Here is a 15,818-nt window from a genome sequence, read left to right as displayed (position 1 = left end):
GCGCAAATGACTATTTTAAAACATCAACATAATATCCATGTAAATAAGCATGGAGTTCTTATGTTGAGCGCCGTAAGCTGATGGCCTTTTCTGGACAGGCTGTCACGCACAAACCACAAGCCCGGCAGGCATCTGCCAGCGGGGTGTAGGCCACCTTCATGCCATGGACTCGCAGTTTGAGTTGCGCCAGCAAGCCCAGTTGCTTATAGTCTTTGTCGTCGATACGACGAACTTCAAAGACGTTTTCCGGGCAAACTGGCACGCAATCGGCCTTACCTTCGCATTTGCTGAAGTTGACGAAAGGGATGATGACGCCAGCTTCCTCTTTGCATAACACCTCTTTTGCTGGCGACATATCAGGCTCGCTCTTGCTCATTACTTTGATGATTGCTTTGATGATTACTCTGGTGATTATCATGGCTGCCATGGTGATGGCCATGCTTTTCATCCCTGTGCCTTCTGCGGCCAAACATGCCATGCTTGAATTTCTCACGCTCTTCTGGCGTCAGTTTTTCCCAGCGACGATGGTGGCAATGATGATCATGGTGCCTGTGCCAGCCGCCATGACCGCGCATGCCGCCAAACAGGATTTTACTCAACACCAGCAAGCCCAGTGACTGTAAAAAATCTATGCTGCGGGCACCGACAAACAAGGCAGGCATGAGCCAGTTCCACAGCATCATGACTACCCAGCTCAAGGCGCTGATGCCAGCAACGACCAATACCATTATTTTCAATACTCTCAATCTCATTAACATATGAAACTCCACTTAATTAAATTCATCCAGTAAGTCTTGCAGGCGGGTTCGCAAGTGCAAGACTGCATAGCGTTTGCGCGCCAGCAGGGTGTTCACACCCAGGCCAGTGGCGGCAGACATTTCTTTAAAACTCAGGCCTTCGATTTCATGGCCTATGAAGGCATCGCGCTGCTCTTCTGGCAATTCATCGAGTGCCTCATACAATTCTTCCAGCATGACATTGCGGGCGTAGGCAGCTTCTGGCCCCTCATCACTGGATGGCAAGACTTTATCCAGCCATGCTTCATCTTCACTACCCTCCTCCAGATCAGGCAGGGCAACTTCCTTTTTCTTGCGGAAGCGGTCTATGATGCGGTTGCGTGCCACCCTGAACAGCCAGGCACCGACCTGTTCTATAGGTTCGGGCAGGCGGTAAGCTTCGACCAGCTCATAAAACACATCTTGCAATATGTCCTCCGCCTCGCTGGCATCGGCGACACGCTTGCGTATGAAACTACCCAGCCGCCCGCGTTCGCGCCTGACCGTTTCGGTGATGTGATTATCCTGATCAGTCATCAGCTCGTGTGGGTTATGTGTAGTCTCCATACCTGTGTAGACGCACAGTCACAGAGAATATTGCATCTGAATGGAAAATAATTGTGGCAGCTTGCCGTATTATTTTGATGCAGGCTGATATTGCCATAAAATCATTGGCTAGTGCCAAGATACCGGCCAGGCAATGTCATGCCTTCTTGCTATTGTCGGCCTGCAATTGTGGCGCTACCAGCGGGATGATGAGCGTGAAGCTGGTCCCATCGCCTGGTTTGCTATCCAGTTGTATGCTGCCGCCCAACACACCAGTCACCAGGTTATAGACGATATTCATGCCCAGGCCAGACCCGCCCTGCCCCAGCTTGGTGGTGAAGAAAGGATCAAATACCCGCTTTTGTATTTGCTCGCTCATGCCTGAGCCATTGTCAGTAAACACGATTTGTACCTGGTCCCCCTCCAGCAACTGCGTATTCAGGCGCATCTCACCGCTGTCATGGTGTTCAAATGCATGGGTCAGTGCATTGGTCATGAAGTTGGTGATGATTTGCCCTATCGGTCCCGGGTAACTGTCCATCATGATGCCAGGAGCAAGTTCAGTCACCAGTGCATAGGGCGTGCTTTTATACATGGGTGCCAGGGTAACGATGAGTTCTTCCAGCGCTATCCGCAAATCAAATTGCCGCCTGTGGCTGCTGGACTGATCGACAGCTACCTGCTTGAAGCTGCGTATCAATTCACGCGCCATGCCGAGGGTGCGCATCAGCAGGGCTGTTCCTGCTTCTGCATTTTCAAGATAGCTTTCCAGGGCAGATCGCTTGAGCTTGCCTTCCTTAAAATCCCGCAGCATATCCGTGGTCTTGTCTTGCAGGGTACTCGCCACCGTGACGCTATTACCTATCGGGGTATTGAGTTCATGCGCCACGCCAGCCACGAGTGAACCCAGTGCTGCCATTTTTTCAGAACGTACCAGTTCATCCTGGGTATGACGCAAGGATTCCATTGCCGCAGCCAGTTCAGCATTGGCTTGTTGCAGGTTCAAAGTACGCAATCTGACACGCTCTTCAAGCTGTGTCGTCATCTCGCGAATTTCCTGCTCTATTTGTACCTGCCGGGTGACGTTCAGCAAAGAGAAAATGCACATGGGCTTGCCATGCATTCTGATCAGCCTGGCCGACAACAGGAAAATCATTTCCTGGCCAGTTGATGCCTTGATGCGAACCTCAAGCTGGTCGACTTTCTTGTCGCGCCCAAGGTCGTCATTAAATTTTTGCCTTTCCTCGGCTTGAGCAACAAATCCCATTTCCATGGTGGTGCGGCCAAGAATATCTTCGCGTTGATAGGAAAATTCCTTGAGCCAGACATCATTGACTTCTACCATGGTATCCGTCTGCACATCCACCAGACCCAAAGGTATGGGGGATAACTGGAACAAGGTGGAATATTTTTGTTCATTTTCGCGCAGCAGGGATTCAACTTGCAAGCGCGCAGCTTCTGCACTGAGTTCCTGATCTATATTGTGCGAAGACAGCAGCAGATAGGATTCATTGCCTGCCTCGAACTGTGATCCCGAAACCATGCACTGACTGATATAACCCTGCTTGTGCCGGAATGCGATTTGCATATTATGGACTTCACCATCCTGACGTATGCGGCTGATGAGTTCATCACGTTGTTCAGGCTGATGCCACAATTTGATATCGTTGGAAGTACGGCCCAGGACTTCGTCGCGGGTGTAGCCGGAAATAGGTTCCCAGTTGCGGTTGACTTCAATATATTCACCGGTGCTCATTTTGGTGATGGTCAGAGTATCGGGAACAAGCTGAAAGACAGTTGACAATAATTTTTCGCGCTCCTGCAACTCACGCTCTGCCTGCTCCTGCAATTGCTCTACCTTGCGCAATGCCGAGATGTCTTGCATGGCATAGGCAATATACGGTTCACCACCAACATCAAAACGCGTGCCAGAAATCAGTACATTGTAGGTATGGCCTTGCTTATGTCTGTAGACGCCCTCAAAATTATTGACTTCACCATCGCGTCCTAATATCTCCAGCATTTCTGCGCGCAGATCGACATCCACCCATAAGTTTAATTCCAGTGAATAACGCCCCAGAGTTTCATCCCTGGCATAACCTGTAATGGTTTCCCAATGGCGATTCACTTCCAGGTAGCGTCCATCCTTTTCACGGCAGATAGTCAGCACATCTGGCACCATCTGAAATACTTTTTCGAACAGGGTTTCCCGCTCTTTGGAGAGGCGCTCTATGTTTTTGCGCTCTTCCATCTCCTGCTTCAGGTCGTGGTTAACGCGCTCGACATCATCCTGTTGCCGCAACAAGGCAGCTACCAAAAAAAGCATGCCTATGGCAAGGTCAAGGAAGGCACTTATTTCATAACCGAGCGCTGCATATTCAGGGCGCTCACGCAAAAAGGGCAAGTCCAGCAAATGCAGGCCACGCAAAAATAGCAGCGTCCCCAGCAAGATAAAACCCAGCTTATGCTTTTCATTGCGAACGCGCCAAAAGCAGCTTGCCGCCCACATCAGGACAACACCTGAAACGACATACACTGGCAGCATGCGCCACAATGGCTGCACCGCCGTCAGGAAAGCCATCAACAGCCACAGGGCAGCAATCGCAAAACCCAGCATGACGGGCATCACATACACAGTCACGCCATGGAATATCCTAATACCCGCCCACAGGTAACAGATATAAGCCAGCAAAAAAATGTCTGCGATGAGATTCAATACCGGTGCCTGGATATCACCAAGAAAAATGCAGGCCTGTTTCAATACCAGACAAGCATAAGCCAGTGCCCAGCAACGCGTTGCTCTTGCGTGCACGTGTAAATGCTGTACATAAAACAGCACCAGCATGGTCAGGAAAGAAGTGACCAGAGAAGAGATAATGGCAGCAGGAAGATAGACAGTAGGCATTGACTATAACTTGGACGACCGCACAGAAAAAGCTTGCAGCAACTCACCTGCCCCTGATTCAGGTTTGCTGTTCCTGATGAATAGTAGCATTGAAAATCGAGGCAATTAGCGACATATATCAATAATCATAGAGAGTAAGTGTTGCAATAATCATTATTTAACACTTTCCAAATTTTTTGGTCTTGATTATGCTGTCTGCTTCACATAAGATTGAATTGAAGCTAGGCAAAATTCAAGCAACAGGGAGCACACTGATGAAGAACCAACACAGTAGGATACCCGGCTTGTTACAAAGTGATCTTTACGTTGGCAAAATGGCTGTTGAAATTTTGTCAAAAAACGAACGATCACCGGGTTTGGGAAGATACTCTTATTGGGGTAATGCAGCTATTTCTGACGGCGTATTAGGTGCTGACCAGGATGATGACATCATCGACTTTATAGAAGAAGATGAAGACAGCCTGCAACCAAAACTGGATTTACATCCCTGGAAAATATTGATTGCTGACGACGACAGCAATGTCCATGACACTACACTCCTTGCTTTGAGCGGCGTAAAAATTCATGACCGCCCACTGGAATTCATACACGCCTATTCTGCCAAAGAAGCGCGCGCTGTCATCAGCGCCAACCCTGATATTGCACTGGTCTTGCTGGATGTGGTGATGGAAACCGTTGATGCAGGTTTGAAACTGGTGAATATCATCCGCAATGAAATGGCACTGACCAATCTGCGCATCGTATTACGTACCGGACAACCAGGCTATGCACCTGAACAGCAAGTCAGTGAAGAGTTCGCCATTGACGGTTATACGACCAAATCAAAATTGACACGCTCTCTGCTGATTTCTGTGCTCAACGATACGCTGGCAAGTAGCCACGACAATACTGATCTGCCGAATTGAGAAATTTTAAGACTTACGATATGAAGACTTAGCGATATTTTTGCTTATGCAGCGGGAAATGCCAGGGGCCAGTTTTCGGGCCCCTTTTTTTGTCTGTCGCATGCTATGGATAATCGAATGCCATCGCATGCAGACAATTTAACGAACAGCTATTCTGCGTCAGGCTGATTGGCAGGTGCTGCCTTGATGAAGGCCGGGTGCTCAATGCAAGCCTGATTAATACGCATGAGCGTAGGCATACCGCTCAAATCGCACTTAAAACGCTGGGCATTGTAAATTTGCGGGACCAGAAAGCAATCGGCAAAACCTGGTGTATCACCAAAACAAAAACGTCCGGTGCGCTTATCAGTTGCCAGCTTTTGCTCCAGTATAGCCAGGCCAGTTTCACACCAGTGACGATACCAGGCATTTTTTTGTTCATCCGTGACTTGCAGAGTAGCTGACAGATACTTCAGCACCCGCAGATTATTGACGGGATGGATTTCGCAGGCAATAGACAGCGCCAAAGACCTGACGTAAGCACGATCTATAGCTTGCGCTGGCAATAAGGCAACGTCTGGATAAACTTCATCGAGGTATTCGATAATTGCCATCGACTGTGTGAGTGTCGCCGCTTCCCCATCGAGCTCATCCTGAAGAACAGGCACCAGCGCATCCGGATTAAGCGCCCGAAAAGCCGGGGCAAGTTGTTCGCCGCCGTTTTTTACCAGATGTACTGATGTCTGCTCATAGTCCAGGCCCTTGAGATTGAGGGCTAACCTGACCCGGTAAGAAGCCGAACTGCGGAAATAACCATAAAGTTTCATCATTGCGCTTACACCATTTTTATTTTCAAATCACTCAAACCAGAGATCGACGCCTCAAGCACATCGCCACGCTGCACTGCGGCCACACCGGCTGGTGTACCTGTAAAAATCAGGTCACCAGGCTGCAAAGTATACAGCTCGGACAAACAGGCAATGATCTCGGCCAGGCTCCAGATCAATTTGCTGGTGTCGCTGTCTTGCCTGCTTTGGCCATTCACATGCAGACTGATACTGGCTTGCCCTATGCCTTGCACAGTGTCAGCCCTGTGGATTTGCCCTATAGGTGCAGAAAAATCAAAGCCCTTGGCGGTACACCATGGCCGGCCCTGGTCCTTGGCTTCGGCCTGCAAGTCGCGACGCGTCATGTCCAGGCCCACGGCATAACCCCAGATATAGCTGAGTGCTTCTTCACTTGTTATATTCTTGCCGCCCCTGCCTATGGCAACCACCAGTTCGACTTCGTGATGCAAATTGACTGTCATTGGTGGATAAGGCATTTCACCTACAGTACCAGCCAGCACGGGCAATACCGCATCTGCAGGTTTCATGAAGAAAAATGGTGGCTCACGGCCTGTCCATCCCATTTCTTTGGCATGTTCAACATAATTGCGACCTACACAGTAAATCCTGTGTACCGGGAAATAAGCAGTCCCGCCAGCGATGGGGACAGCGGCCTGCTGTAGCGGGGGGAACAGGTAATCCATATTTACTCCTGAAATTCTGATGCCAGGCCCTATTATGGCACTTTCAAATATGCTCTGTCATACACTCTCATCACTTGATTGTGAGCGATGGACTCATGATTTAATTTCACTGGTTATAATGCCAGATCAATTGCGGAGCCAAAAAAAATGAAAACTTGCCTACATCCCAAATATCTTATCCCTATCGAGCCACGCGCTACCGTGCTTGGCGATCATGCCCTGGTCATGCAGGATGAAAAAATTCTCGCCATCCTGAGCAGTGCAGAGGCACGTCAGCAGCACCCGGATGCACAGCATATAGAGCTGCCTGAACACGCGGTAATGCCCGGCATGATCAATCTGCACGGTCACTCTGCCATGACATTGTTGCGTGGCCTGGCAGATGACCTGAGCCTGATGGACTGGCTGCACAATCATATCTGGCCAGCGGAAAAACAGCATGTATCAGAAGAATTTGTTTTCGATGGCAGTGTCTATGCAATGGCAGAAATGCTGCGCGGTGGTACTACCACCATCAATGACATGTATTTCTACAACGACGATGTGGCACGCGCTGGCTTGCATACCGGCATGCGTACTGTCGTCGGTTGCAGTGTGCTGGAATTTCCTACCGGTTATGCGGCAGATGCTGATGGTTACTTACAGAAAGCACTGGCATCGCACCAGGCATTTCAGGGGCAAAGCGGGGTTTCTTTCCGCCTGGCCCCGCATGCGCCTTACACTGTCTCTGATGCGACTTTCAAGAAGATAGTCGCTTTGGCAGAAAAACATGACATGGGCATACACTGCCACATCCATGAAACTATGGATGAAGTCAATGACAGTATCAGGGACCATGGCATGCGCCCCTTGCAGCGCCTGCACAATTTGGGCTTGTTATCACCTCGCCTGATTGCCGCGCACATGGTGCATGCGAATGAAGAAGAAATCGCACTACTGGCACAACAAGGCGTGCATATTGCGCATAATCCGGCCAGCAATCTCAAGTTGGCCTCCGGCTTTGCCCCGATTCACGCCATGCAAACCGCCGGTGTGAATGTGGGCATAGGTACGGATGGTGCGGCCAGTAATAACAAGCTTGATTTACTGGGTGACTTGCGCATGGCAGCCTTGCTGGCAAAAGCTGTCTCCAGCAATCCGACAGCACTGAATGCTGGTAATGCGCTGGAAATGGCCACCCTCGCTGGTGCCAAAGCTCTGGGCATGGATCAGCAAATCGGCAGTCTGGTTGCAGGCAAATTTGCGGACGTGATTGCGATTGATCTGTCAGCACTGGAAACCCTGCCCTTGTTTGATCCCGCTTCACAAATCGTGTATGCCGCCGGACGTGAGCAAGTCAGTCATGTCTGGGTACATGGCCGCTGCCTGATGGCAGAACGCAAATTGCAGACTTTGGATGAAGCACAGCTCAAGGACAAGGCAACCTGGTGGCATCAAAAGATTGCTGCAGCTTAATCCACTCTCGTCAACTCATTCAACTCAATACTCCATCATGCGTATGAAACCAGCATACTCACTATCCAGATTAAGTCTTATCAGTGCATTGATTGCCAGCAGCAGCCTGCTGTTGGTTCCGGCTCAGGCGGCAAGCGACTTAAGCACGATCGCCGAGCAAAGTGGTTTTAAGAAAACGGGGCGCTATGATGAAGTCGAAAAACTGTGTCTGGTCTTTCAAAAAAATTACCCCAAAGAAGTGCGTTGCCTGGAATTTGGACGTACACCTGAAAACCGCCCCATGCTGGCCTTGCTGGTGACACGTAGCGGCCTGTTCACACCGGCGCAACTGGTAGAAAAGCAGTTGCCTGTGACATTGATACAGGGTGGTATTCATGCTGGTGAAATTGATGGCAAGGATGCTGGTTTTCAGGCCATACGGGACATCCTTGAGAACAAGGCGGCGTCACATGCGCTGGACAAGCAAGCACTATTGTTTGTGCCGGTTTTCAATGTTGACGGGCATGAGCGTTTTCGCGCCTGGAACCGGCCAAACCAGCGCGGTCCGGAAGAAATGGGCTGGCGCACCACCGCACAAAATTTCAATCTGAACCGTGATTATGTGAAAGCTGATGCGCCAGAAATGCAGGCAATGTTGAAGCTGTTCAACACCTGGGACCCGCTGGCAGTGATCGATTTGCATGTGACCGATGGTGCCAAATTCGAGCATGATATTTCTATACAGGTTGAGCCTGTCAATTCTGGCGATGCTGCCTTACGTGAAGCAGGCAAAACCTTGCGTGACAATGTCATTGCTGACCTGGCCAAACAAGGCTCGCTACCGCAAGCATTCTATATGTCATTTGTAGTCGAGGATGACCCAATGTCAGGCTTTGTTGACAGTGTCCCTACACCACGTTTTTCCAGTGGTTACCCGGTACTGCGCAACCGATTTGGCATGCTGGTAGAAACTCATTCGTGGAAAGATTATGCCACCCGTGTACGCATCACCCGCAACACGGTTATTTCGGTACTGGAGCAAGTGGCTACTCATGGCGAGCAATGGCTGAAAGCGGTCAAAGCTGCAGACCAACGCGCCATGCAACTGGCTGGACAGTCTCTGCCCTTGACTTATAAGACTACGGAAAAATCCAGGGAGATAAACTTCAGAGGCTATGCCTATACACGTAGCATGTCGGATATTTCTGGTGCACTGATGACGCGCTATGATGAACGCAAGCCGCAGATCTGGACAGTCAAACTGCGCGACGAAATCGTCCCTGATGCACAAGTCAGCTTGCCCAAAGGGGGATATCTGGTTCCTGCCGCTTATAGCAAGGCTGTCGCAGAAAAATTGCAGCAACATGGCATCTTGTTCCGTGCTATTCATGCTGATTTGAATGCTGCCACAACCGACCAGTTTCTCGCCACTGCGATGACATCGCAGGCAAAATCATTTGAAGGACGGCAAGCCATGAAGCTGCAAGGTCAATGGCAGAACCAGAAGCAAAATGTGCGTAAGGGCGCTTTATTCATCCCTATTAACCAGCCCAAGGCACGCCTGGTAGCAGGCTTGTTTGAACCACAAGCGCCAGATGCCCTGGTCAACTGGGGCTGGTTCAACGGTGCATTTGAACGCAAGGAATACATGGAAGCCTATGTGGCTGAAGAAGTAGCCCGTGAACAATTGGCGAGTGACCCGCAATTAAGAGCCGTCTTTGACAAGAAAATTGCAGAAGACCCGGAGTTTGCTAAAAGCCCTTCGGCACGTCTGGATTTTTTTGCACAACGTCATGCATCGTGGGATCAGCGTCATCAAATCTATCCGGTCTTGCGCCTGGATTTTATTCCCAAATAGTTTGGCATATATGCGGGATAAATGGCGTCGCCTGATATGAGTGTTCAGGCGACGCTCTCCATTTCAATAGATATACATATGGGCTGACATCTTGGCTGCTGGCAAGCCTGCTGCCATAGAGCAATAGTCTGCTGTAACATCTGCTTGCAGATTGATATGTGTTTATACAAACTCATGTCAGCCTGTCCTTGCCGGGCTGCGTTATAGAGATATCAAAACGACGAATTGCGAAGGAATTGATATCATGAAACCCAGTCAACTTCTCAAAGGCCTGTTGGCAGCCCTGCTGATTTGCAGCGCCAGCGCAAGTACGGTGTTTGCCCATGATAGCTACGTCAGGGACCATCGCTGGCACCCAGCACCACCAGTCCATCATGTCACACGTAACTACAATTACGTCTACTACCCTTCGCATCAGGTGTATTACGCACCTGCGCAAGGTAACTGGTACTGGGCCAATGGACGTGGCTGGGAAGTTGGCAGCCGCCTGCCCTATGGTGTGAATATTGATATGCGCGTGGGTGGCGTGCCTATCGTCTTAAGCTCGCCAAGACCATATGTTGAACACGTGTATGTTGAACAAAATTATGGCCGTCCATGGCGCGACCGCCACGACTGGCGTCATGACAGACGCCATGAGAGAGAGTGGCGCGAACGTCATCATGGTCACCATGGATATTACGGGCGTTAATTTCCTACCAGGCCCGCTGCAATATTGATGGAAAAACCAACGACGGCCACGTTGAAAAAGAAACTGAGTATGGATTGCGCAAGCACAGTCTTGCGCACCTGCCGGTTCATCACCATGACGTCCGAGGTTTGCGCAGCGACGGCGATAGTGAACGAAAAATACAAAAAATCCCAGAAGTCAGGCATGTCTTCCTCTTCAGGAAAGCGCAAGGCAGGCTTGCCTGAGGGTGAGTTATAAAATAGCAAGGCATAGTGAAAACAAAAAATCACTCCCAGCAATAACCACGACCCCAGTACCGTGCTGGCGGCAAACAGGTATTTCATGGCCCGGGCTTCACTGGTAGCGTTCGCCAAGCCAGACAGTTCATGAATGATGGCCAGCACACTGAGAGCTGCTGCCAGCGACAGCAAGACCAATACCGCCACCGCACTTTCATCCTCTTGCTGCGCCATCTTGCGTACAGCATGCTTATCTGCCAGCAGCATCAGCCAGGCCATCAATAAAAGATAGGTCCAGACAGCCACATTCCAGCCGCATAGAGCACGGGTAATCAGAGAGGTCGATTCGGGCAAGGCAATCGCAGTTAACAGCCCCAGGCCCAGGGTTAGCAAGAGACGTGGGCGGCGTTGAATTATTTGTTTGATGATGCAACCTGATTAAATAATAAAGCGGTTAATAATGCTTAATAAATTTGCACTAATGCTGGTTTTGCCACTATAAATTGTGGCTGTTTTGTGACTGACAACAGAATCAAACTACAGATACGAACAGGTGTAGTATATTCAATATCAATTGATATTCTGTCATAGCCAGCTCTCTATGAACAGCTTAGCAGTCTCACTGGAATTTAGCATCTTAATGAAAAGCAATTTTCTTTTACGTAATTTTTTATTACACTGAAACCACCCAATGCTGCGAGTTCTGGTGTGGTGTCATTCAGCGAGGCAGTGCCATGAACAAACATTACCGCTATTTGCCCCTTTCCAAGGTCACGCCAGGTACTGTGCTGGCTGATGACTTGCTGGATAAAGTCGGCCATGTATTACTACCTGCAGGCACTACTCTGACTGAGCGCATGCTACAGGCCATCGCCCATCACGACATACATCAATTGCCAGTTGAAAGCGATATGTCTGACGCAGAGGATGACACTGAAAATCTGGCGACCCGTCTGGAGCGCATAGAGAAAATTTTCCGCGATATTGGCGACAGCGAACCAGCCTGCATGTTGAAGTCCTATGTCATTAATTACCGCAAAGGTGAATACAAATGACTGATAACACTGAGTTCAAGGTCCAGCTGGACGACATCGTGAAAAAGATCAAGGACTTGCCCACCCTGCCTGAAGTAGCCATGGAAATGCTGCAAAATCTTGAAGATGAAGAAAGCAGTCTCGACATGGTCACTGAAAAGATCGCCATGGATCACTCCATTACGGCAAAACTACTGAGGCTGGCCAATTCATCTTACTATGGCAACAACTCCAAAGTGGTCACCCTGCAGCAGGCGACTGCCATGCTGGGCGTCAAGAATGTCAAGAACCTCATCCGCCTGACAACCCTGGCCAACAAATTCCCCACGGCTAACTGCCCCGCATTTAATTTCAAGGCATTCTGGCGTCACAGCATCGCCACGGCCGTCTGTGCAGAGCAGATATCCCGCACTTTGCACATGAAGCATGATTTTGCTTTTACCGCAGGTCTGTTACATGACATCGGTCGCCTGGTGCTGGTAACCTGTTACCCGGCAAATTACGATAAAGTCTTGCGTTATCAGGCAAATACCGATTGCCACTTGCTTGATGCCGAACGCAGCATCATGCATATTGATCATGTGGACGCAGGCCTGACACTGGCGATACACTGGAATTTTTCTGAGGCAGTCTGTGATGCCATACGCGGTCATCATCACCCAGAGCAGGAAAACCTCAATGCCCTGGCCTCTGTTGTTCATATTGCCAATGCCATTGTGCACGCACTTGACCTGTCTCAGGATGAAAAAGACAGGCTACCCTTGCTGTCGCAGGCAGCTTGGGATACGCTAGGGCTCGATGAAGCTGACTATGTGAGCATTTTTCACGAAACTGAAATGCGCTTCGATGCTTTGAATCAGATCGTACTTTGACATTTTTTATTTTTGCCTCATGTATCTGGATAAAACGATTTTGGAACAACTGACGCTTTTCAGGGCAACAAACTACCGTCTGGAAAATATTCATCTTTTCCGCGACATTACAGAGGAAAACCGGGCACTGATTGCCGACATTATCAAGGATTGCCTGGTCGTCAGGGCGCGCGCTGGCCAAGTTGTTCTGGATGCCAATAGCTCAGGTGCCAGATTATTTGTAGTGCTGCAAGGTGCTCTCGGCGTCACCCGCCTGACTGAAGAAAGCAATCAGCTGGAAAATACCATCACCCAGTATTTACCAGGTGAGTGTGTTGGTGAAATCTCAGTGCTGGATGAAGAAATCCATTCCGCCACTATCTCGGCCATCAGTGACAGCGAATTACTCTTGATAGAAGCTGAGACCCTGTGGCGACTGATCGATGAATCGAATGGCGTAGCCCGCAATCTTTTGCAGCTATTGTCTTTCCGTATCCGCGCGGCCAATGCACAAATACGCAGCCGTCAAAAAGTCGGGGAATTTTACCGGCAACTATCCATGGTCGATGGCCTGACCGGCCTGCACAATCGCGCCTGGCTGAATGCGCAGCTACCCGGCATGGTGCAACATGCCCAGGCCACTGGTGCCGCCCTGAGCATCATCATGGTGGACCTGGACCATTTCAAACGTTTTAATGATGAGCATGGCCATTTGCTAGGGGACGATGCCCTGCAAACTGCCGCAAAAGTGTTGAACGCAGGCTTGCGGCCCAGCGACTTTGCTGCACGCTATGGCGGTGAAGAAATGATGGTCATACTCCCCGGTGCCAATCATAAGTCAGCAATGGGTGTGGCACAAAGACTATGTAATCGCCTGGCCAAAACCAAGGTCTTCGTTGACCGGCATAAGCCTTTGCCACATATCACAGGCTCATTTGGTGTTGCCACTTTAAGTGATGAACAGGATAGCAATGCATTGATCAGCGCTGCCGATGCGGCACTGTATCGCGCCAAAGACAATGGACGCAACCAGGTCGCTAGCTGAACAAATCCTGTCAATCAAAAAACACAAGGGCGCTTTATGCGCCCTTGTGTTTTACATTTACAACTGACTCAGCAAAATCTAACTGCGGTCAATTACTTGCCTGACTGATTTGCATAGATGATCCAGTAACGCGCCAGATCGGCAGTACCGTCAGTGCCACGTACTGTTTTCAGAGTCTTGATGGCATTGGCTTTCTTGCCAGCTTGCAATTGAGCGACGCCCAGATGCAATTTGGCATCTTCTTCCTGCTTGAGGCCGCCTTTGGCAATACCTTCTTCCATCATGGCCAGACCTTTATCAACCTGACCGCCAGTCACATAGCCATAACCGATATTAACCAGACCATTACCATCCTTGGCTGCCTTGGCTTCTGCCTCACTTGCTGCCAGGCCACTTTGGGTTTCTGTCTGTGTTTTGTTGGCCATGTCACGCAAACGCTTGTGGCGGTCTGCGTCTTTGCCTTCACCCAAGGCACCTGCCTTATAGCCGGCATCGATCACTTTGATCGCTTCAGCTGGATAACCAGCCTGGATGGCGAACAAGGACATGTCCATGTAATCAGAAGTTTTGGTGATTTGGCCCAGGGCCAATTTCAGGCGCATCAGATCCAGTTTCAAACGCTCGGAATAACCAGGTTTTCTCTCGATATTATTCAGCAGATTGACCCAGAATTCTTTTTTGCCGTGGAAAGACACCATCTTTTCCAGCGCACTGGAATAGGTTGCCATGTCTTTGCGCTTCAAGGCATCATTGGCCAGGTATTCCAGATTAGTCAGGCTGGGTGTACGGCCAGATTTTTCATCTGCGGCCAGCTCAGCATTAATCTCTTTCATTGCCTTGGCACTGTCACCACTTTGTGACATAGCCTGTATCAGATAAGGGCGCAGGGACTGATCAGTACCGCCATCAGCATAGTAACGGTTATACCATTGTGCAGCTTTGCCGAAGTTACCTGCCTTGAAATAGGCATTCGCCAGAACCTGTATCATTTGCAACTGCTCTTTACCACCCAGTTTATTTGCAGAAACAATGGTTTCAGCAGAGCGGATCACGGTGTCGTTGTCGCCAGCAGCAGAGGCGATGGACAGGCGCATGCGCTCTATCGTGAAATTTTCATTGACTGTCTTGCCGCCAACGCTGTCGGCTTCATGAATCTTGGACAGCGCTTCTCTGAATTTTTTCGCTCTGTACAGCTCACCAGCAGCTTGTACGATGCGGCCAATTTCAGGGCGCATGGATTCTTGAGCATAAGCTTGATTTGCGGCGATATTCGTTAATTCCGGAGCGGCTGCGAAGCCAATAGCTGCAAACAATACAGCAATACGAGACAAGCGAAGTTGCTTCATATGTTGATCTCTCAATCAATAAATTTAATAAACTTTGGGACTGCAGCTTTAGAAAAGACCAAGGCTCAACCCGTGAATATGAAAAATGGCAGGGTTAACCCTGCCAATTTTCTATCATACCTTAATAAGTCAGCATTGTTGCGCCGAAAACATCTTGAAATGCTTATTTATCATTTCAAGAATTGTTCGTTGCCGACCATACCAATCTTGGTGACATTGAGACGCTGTGCTGCCGCCATCACTGCCGCTACCGATTTGTAAGGTACAACTGCAACCGGACGCAAATGTATTTCTGGCTGATCAGGCTGTGCTGCAGCTGCTGCCAGCTTGACATCCAGCTCTTGCGGGTTGACTGCCACGCCATTCCAGGACACTGTACCATCAAAGTCCACATCAATATTCACTACTACTGGTTCAGTAGGAGGTGGGTTAGAAGGGCCTTGCGGCATATTCAGATTCACAGCATGATTCTGAATAGGAATCGTGATAATCAACATGATGATCAGCACCAGCATGACGTCGATCAGCGGCGTCATGTTCATTTCTATCATTACTTCTGGATCGGCTGAGCCACCGCCTGAACCTATTTGCATACCCATAATGATTCCTTTACTTAGTTCCGCGGTGGCGGTTCGATGACGAAACCGACCTTGGCGATGCCAGCACGCTGTGCCGTCAGAATGCTCTTGCCGACAAACT

Annotated in this window: 16 protein-coding genes; 7 read left to right on the top strand and 9 right to left on the bottom strand. The window is 49.6% G+C overall.

Going from position 1 to position 15,818, the window contains the following annotated elements:
* Positions 1-58 precede the first annotated feature (58 nt).
* The 4 genes from DFR42_RS27685 to DFR42_RS27670 all read right to left on the bottom strand — a co-directional run bounded on the left by DFR42_RS27685 (position 59) and on the right by DFR42_RS27670 (position 4,227).
* Positions 59-376, bottom strand: a complete 318-nt coding sequence (locus tag DFR42_RS27685; protein ID WP_245937117.1) for a 4Fe-4S dicluster domain-containing protein — start codon at positions 374-376, stop codon at positions 59-61.
* Positions 357-758 (bottom strand): hypothetical protein, encoded by a 402-nt coding sequence (locus DFR42_RS27680; RefSeq protein WP_245937116.1) that lies wholly within the window; start codon positions 756-758, stop codon positions 357-359. Before DFR42_RS27680 ends, DFR42_RS27685 begins: the two co-directional genes overlap by 20 nt.
* A gap of 12 nt (positions 759-770) precedes the next feature.
* Positions 771-1,343 (bottom strand): RNA polymerase sigma factor, encoded by a 573-nt coding sequence (locus DFR42_RS27675; RefSeq protein ID WP_110258312.1) that lies wholly within the window; start codon positions 1,341-1,343, stop codon positions 771-773.
* A 136-nt stretch (positions 1,344-1,479) separates the two neighbouring features.
* Entirely contained in the window at positions 1,480-4,227 is a 2,748-nt protein-coding gene (locus DFR42_RS27670) for a PAS domain S-box protein (RefSeq protein ID WP_110258311.1), read from the bottom strand.
* A 254-nt stretch (positions 4,228-4,481) separates the two neighbouring features.
* Here DFR42_RS27670 and DFR42_RS27665 point away from each other — a divergent pair, with 254 nt between their 5' ends.
* Entirely contained in the window at positions 4,482-5,132 is a 651-nt protein-coding gene (locus DFR42_RS27665; RefSeq protein WP_146218995.1) for a response regulator, read from the top strand.
* Between the two features lie 149 nt (positions 5,133-5,281).
* Here the strand turns inward: DFR42_RS27665 and maiA are convergent, their stop codons facing one another.
* Together maiA and DFR42_RS27655 are read right to left on the bottom strand one after the other, a co-directional pair.
* Positions 5,282-5,938: a maleylacetoacetate isomerase gene (maiA, locus tag DFR42_RS27660; RefSeq protein ID WP_110258342.1), complete on the bottom strand. Its 657-nt coding sequence runs from the start codon at positions 5,936-5,938 to the stop codon at positions 5,282-5,284.
* An 8-nt stretch (positions 5,939-5,946) separates the two neighbouring features.
* Positions 5,947-6,642 carry a fumarylacetoacetate hydrolase family protein gene (locus tag DFR42_RS27655; RefSeq protein WP_110258309.1) on the bottom strand — a complete coding sequence of 232 codons (696 nt, stop codon included), beginning with the start codon at positions 6,640-6,642 and terminating at the stop codon, positions 5,947-5,949.
* Positions 6,643-6,789: 147 nt separating this feature from the next.
* Between DFR42_RS27655 and DFR42_RS27650 the strand changes: the two genes are divergently transcribed.
* The 3 genes from DFR42_RS27650 to DFR42_RS27640 all read left to right on the top strand — a co-directional run bounded on the left by DFR42_RS27650 (position 6,790) and on the right by DFR42_RS27640 (position 10,625).
* Positions 6,790-8,097 carry a TRZ/ATZ family hydrolase gene (locus DFR42_RS27650; RefSeq protein WP_110258308.1) on the top strand — a complete coding sequence of 436 codons (1,308 nt, stop codon included), beginning with the start codon at positions 6,790-6,792 and terminating at the stop codon, positions 8,095-8,097.
* Positions 8,098-8,134: 37 nt separating this feature from the next.
* A complete protein-coding gene (locus tag DFR42_RS27645; protein WP_245937115.1) occupies positions 8,135-9,934 on the top strand; it encodes a M14 family metallopeptidase in 1,800 nt (599 codons plus the stop codon).
* A 244-nt stretch (positions 9,935-10,178) separates the two neighbouring features.
* Positions 10,179-10,625, top strand: a complete 447-nt coding sequence (locus DFR42_RS27640) for a hypothetical protein (RefSeq protein ID WP_110258306.1) — start codon at positions 10,179-10,181, stop codon at positions 10,623-10,625.
* Here DFR42_RS27640 and DFR42_RS27635 read toward each other — a convergent pair.
* On the bottom strand, positions 10,622-11,236 hold the full coding sequence (locus tag DFR42_RS27635; RefSeq protein ID WP_245937114.1) for a DUF1345 domain-containing protein: 615 nt from the start codon (positions 11,234-11,236) through the stop codon (positions 10,622-10,624). The genes DFR42_RS27640 and DFR42_RS27635 overlap by 4 nt on opposite strands.
* Before the next feature lie 341 nt (positions 11,237-11,577).
* Here DFR42_RS27635 and DFR42_RS27630 point away from each other — a divergent pair, with 341 nt between their 5' ends.
* Genes DFR42_RS27630 through DFR42_RS27620 form a run of 3 tightly spaced genes read left to right on the top strand, consistent with a single transcriptional unit; the run spans position 11,578 to position 13,773 of the window.
* A complete protein-coding gene (locus tag DFR42_RS27630; RefSeq protein ID WP_110258304.1) occupies positions 11,578-11,898 on the top strand; it encodes a hypothetical protein in 321 nt (106 codons plus the stop codon).
* Positions 11,895-12,749: an HDOD domain-containing protein gene (locus tag DFR42_RS27625; protein WP_110258303.1), complete on the top strand. Its 855-nt coding sequence runs from the start codon at positions 11,895-11,897 to the stop codon at positions 12,747-12,749. The genes DFR42_RS27630 and DFR42_RS27625 overlap by 4 nt, the downstream gene beginning before the upstream one ends.
* Before the next feature lie 19 nt (positions 12,750-12,768).
* Entirely contained in the window at positions 12,769-13,773 is a 1,005-nt protein-coding gene (locus DFR42_RS27620) for a GGDEF domain-containing protein (RefSeq protein WP_245937113.1), read from the top strand.
* A gap of 92 nt (positions 13,774-13,865) precedes the next feature.
* On the opposite strand, the gene DFR42_RS27615 is transcribed toward DFR42_RS27620, so the two are convergent.
* Both DFR42_RS27615 and DFR42_RS27610 read right to left on the bottom strand, forming a co-directional pair.
* Entirely contained in the window at positions 13,866-15,119 is a 1,254-nt protein-coding gene (locus DFR42_RS27615; RefSeq protein WP_110258302.1) for a tetratricopeptide repeat protein, read from the bottom strand.
* Positions 15,120-15,289: 170 nt separating this feature from the next.
* Complete coding sequence (locus tag DFR42_RS27610) at positions 15,290-15,718, bottom strand: ExbD/TolR family protein (protein WP_211324440.1); 429 nt, start codon at positions 15,716-15,718, stop codon at positions 15,290-15,292.
* Positions 15,719-15,818: the final 100 nt, after the last annotated feature.

It is taken from the genome of Undibacterium pigrum, from assembly GCF_003201815.1.
Taxonomy (GTDB): Bacteria; Pseudomonadota; Gammaproteobacteria; order Burkholderiales; family Burkholderiaceae_D; genus Undibacterium; species Undibacterium pigrum.
The sequence above is the reverse complement of the archived record's forward strand: the minus strand, read 5'-3'. Positions and strand labels throughout refer to the sequence as shown.

Coding starts and splice junctions, on each gene's coding strand:
- DFR42_RS27685 (WP_245937117.1), bottom strand. CDS start 376: ATGAGCAAGAGCGAGCCTGATATGTCGCCAGCAAAAGAGGTGTTATGC.
- DFR42_RS27680 (WP_245937116.1), bottom strand. CDS start 758: ATGTTAATGAGATTGAGAGTATTGAAAATAATGGTATTGGTCGTTGCT.
- DFR42_RS27675 (WP_110258312.1), bottom strand. CDS start 1,343: ATGGAGACTACACATAACCCACACGAGCTGATGACTGATCAGGATAAT.
- DFR42_RS27670 (WP_110258311.1), bottom strand. CDS start 4,227: ATGCCTACTGTCTATCTTCCTGCTGCCATTATCTCTTCTCTGGTCACT.
- DFR42_RS27665 (WP_146218995.1), top strand. CDS start 4,482: ATGAAGAACCAACACAGTAGGATACCCGGCTTGTTACAAAGTGATCTT.
- maiA (WP_110258342.1), bottom strand. CDS start 5,938: ATGAAACTTTATGGTTATTTCCGCAGTTCGGCTTCTTACCGGGTCAGG.
- DFR42_RS27655 (WP_110258309.1), bottom strand. CDS start 6,642: ATGGATTACCTGTTCCCCCCGCTACAGCAGGCCGCTGTCCCCATCGCT.
- DFR42_RS27650 (WP_110258308.1), top strand. CDS start 6,790: ATGAAAACTTGCCTACATCCCAAATATCTTATCCCTATCGAGCCACGC.
- DFR42_RS27645 (WP_245937115.1), top strand. CDS start 8,135: ATGCGTATGAAACCAGCATACTCACTATCCAGATTAAGTCTTATCAGT.
- DFR42_RS27640 (WP_110258306.1), top strand. CDS start 10,179: ATGAAACCCAGTCAACTTCTCAAAGGCCTGTTGGCAGCCCTGCTGATT.
- DFR42_RS27630 (WP_110258304.1), top strand. CDS start 11,578: ATGAACAAACATTACCGCTATTTGCCCCTTTCCAAGGTCACGCCAGGT.
- DFR42_RS27625 (WP_110258303.1), top strand. CDS start 11,895: ATGACTGATAACACTGAGTTCAAGGTCCAGCTGGACGACATCGTGAAA.
- DFR42_RS27620 (WP_245937113.1), top strand. CDS start 12,769: ATGTATCTGGATAAAACGATTTTGGAACAACTGACGCTTTTCAGGGCA.
- DFR42_RS27615 (WP_110258302.1), bottom strand. CDS start 15,119: ATGAAGCAACTTCGCTTGTCTCGTATTGCTGTATTGTTTGCAGCTATT.
- DFR42_RS27610 (WP_211324440.1), bottom strand. CDS start 15,718: ATGGGTATGCAAATAGGTTCAGGCGGTGGCTCAGCCGATCCAGAAGTA.